The sequence below is a fragment of the Okeania sp. SIO2F4 genome, from assembly GCF_010672385.1.
GTDB lineage: Bacteria > Cyanobacteriota > Cyanobacteriia > Cyanobacteriales > Microcoleaceae > Trichodesmium.
Genome location: NZ_JAAHGT010001210.1, coordinates 1 through 2,345, shown reverse-complemented (window position 1 = coordinate 2,345; position 2,345 = coordinate 1). Strand labels below are relative to the sequence as shown.

1 protein-coding gene is annotated in these 2,345 nt (G+C 34.3%); it reads left to right on the top strand.

The annotated features are described in order from the left end of the window. The first annotated feature begins 742 nt into the window (after positions 1-742). Positions 743-1,966, top strand: coding sequence for an amino acid ABC transporter permease (locus tag F6K22_RS38950; protein WP_293110306.1), 1,224 nt, complete (start codon positions 743-745; stop codon positions 1,964-1,966). The last annotated feature ends 379 nt before the right edge of the window (positions 1,967-2,345 follow it).

Sequence of the window (2,345 nt, the reverse complement as noted above, 5' to 3'; positions counted from 1 at the left end):
GCCTTCTTAGATTCCCAAAAGTGCTCTTGTTTTAGTATATTACGCTCAAAAAGGAGCGCATTTTGGGAAAATTAAGGACATAAAAATTGAGGGATAATTCTTACTCCTACCTCCTCTATAATTCCCCTAACTCCTGTCTCCTGACTCCTACCCCTATCACTCATACTTTATTCCGCAAACCCTAATTAATTAGCAAAAATAAAAATCTTCTTCTCCCTAAGTGAGAATATTTTTTCCTGTGGAATGCTGCGCAAACAAACTTCCCCTTATTACCTACTCCCTACTTCCTAAATTTTTTATTGTGGTTATTCAAAGAGACATAATATAACTTCATATAACTTCCATTATTTTACTAATCATTTATTATGCCAAGATTGTACCTAATTAATGATACTTACTTAACTTCTACCACTTAAAATGTTGGTAAGGATTCAGGTCTCAGCAATCAGCTAATATCAAGTATAATTAATTAGCCATAATAAAAATTATATAGCTGTTGAAGCGACAACATTTTTCGCTCTTTCGCCTTGTTCCTTACTTCCTATCCCCTAAATTTTTCCTAACTGAGTATTCCAAGAGACAAAATATAATTGCCTTTTTCATAAGGATTATTATTAACTGGACTTTAGCAAAAATCAAAAGCTGACAGCTGACTGCTAATAGCTGAATGCTTACAAATGTTTGGTTTTGATTCCTCAACCCAACCTACACAATTTAAGTTTTTTTACTATATTATGAATGCATGAAAACAATTAATACAAATAAATCCTCTGCTAAATCCTCTGCTCCACCATTTGTAGAAACTAATTCTATAGAATGGTTGAGAAAAAATTTTTTTAGTACCTGGTACAACACCTTACTAACCCTAATATTATTCAGTCTAATTTTATGGGGCATAACTAACTTTATTTTCTGGGCAACAACAGAAGCAGAATGGCAGGTTATCAAAGTTAACTTGCCATTATTAATGGTTGGTAGATATCCCAGAGACCAATATTGGCGTATTTGGCTAATAGTTGGCATAATCTCTAGTTTCTCTGGTTTTTCTTGGGGAGTTATTGCCAGAAACTCAGCGACATTATTTACCTTGCCTGTCTTGATTTTTATCGCTGTTTTACCTGCAATTCTGTTATTGATTCCTGTGGCTATGCCATTTAAATTATTACTTGTAGGAATGGTGATTTTAGTTATTGCTACTGCCTGGATAGGAAAACAATTAGGCAAAAAAAATAGTAACTTAGGTAAATATTTATCTTTTGCTTGGTTTATTGCATTTCTATTGATTCTCTGGTTAATCGGAGGCGGATTAGGTTTAAAATCTGTATCTACAAATGATTGGGGTGGTTTAATGTTAACTATATTAATGGCTGTAGTGAGCATTTTTTTATCTTTCCCGTTAGGAGTTTTATTGGCTTTAGGTAGGCAAAGTAAATTGCTAGTCATTAGAATATTTTCTATTGGTTATATTGAAATTATTAGGGGATTGCCTCTAATTTCAATTCTGTTTATGGGGCAAATTATGATTCCTCTATTTTTGCCAGATGGAATGCGACCTGACAGAATTTTACGGGCAATTTTAGGATTAACTTTATTTAGTTCCGCTTATTTAGCAGAAAATGTTAGAGGTGGTTTACAATCTGTACCTAGAGGTCAAACTGAAGCGGCAAAAGCATTAGGTTTAAATACTCCATTGAGTTTAGGATTGATTGTTTTACCTCAAGCTTTAAAAGTTGCTATTCCATCAATAGTTGGTCAGTTTATTAGTCTATTTCAGGATACAACTCTATTATCAATTGTAGGATTAGTAGAATTGTTGGGTATTAGTCGTTCGGTTTTAGCTCAACCACAATTTTTAGGAGATTATGCCGAAGTTTATTTATTTGATGGTGTACTTTTTTGGATTATTTGTTATGCCATGTCCGTCGGTAGTCGGCAGTTGGAGAAAAAGTTAAATACTGCTCATTAATTGTAAAATTTAGCTATCCTATTCATTTTATGAAGCACCTCGGACTCGGAGTGTGGTTGAGAAATTTTTCCGACTATTGCGTATGGGGAAATAGTCGTATTCATTTTATGAAGCATCTACGATTCCGACTATTGCGTATGGAGAAATAGTTATATTCATTTTATGAAGCACCTCGGACTCGGAGTCTGGGTGAGAAATTTTCCGACTATTGCGTATGGGGAAATAGTTATATTCATTTTATGAAGCACCTCGGACTCGGAGTCTGGGTGAGAAATTTTTCCGACTATTGCGTATGGGGAAATAGTTATATTCATTTTATGAAGCACCTCGGACTCGGAGAAGGGGTGAGAAATTTTTCCGCCTAGTTCTTATGAAAAAA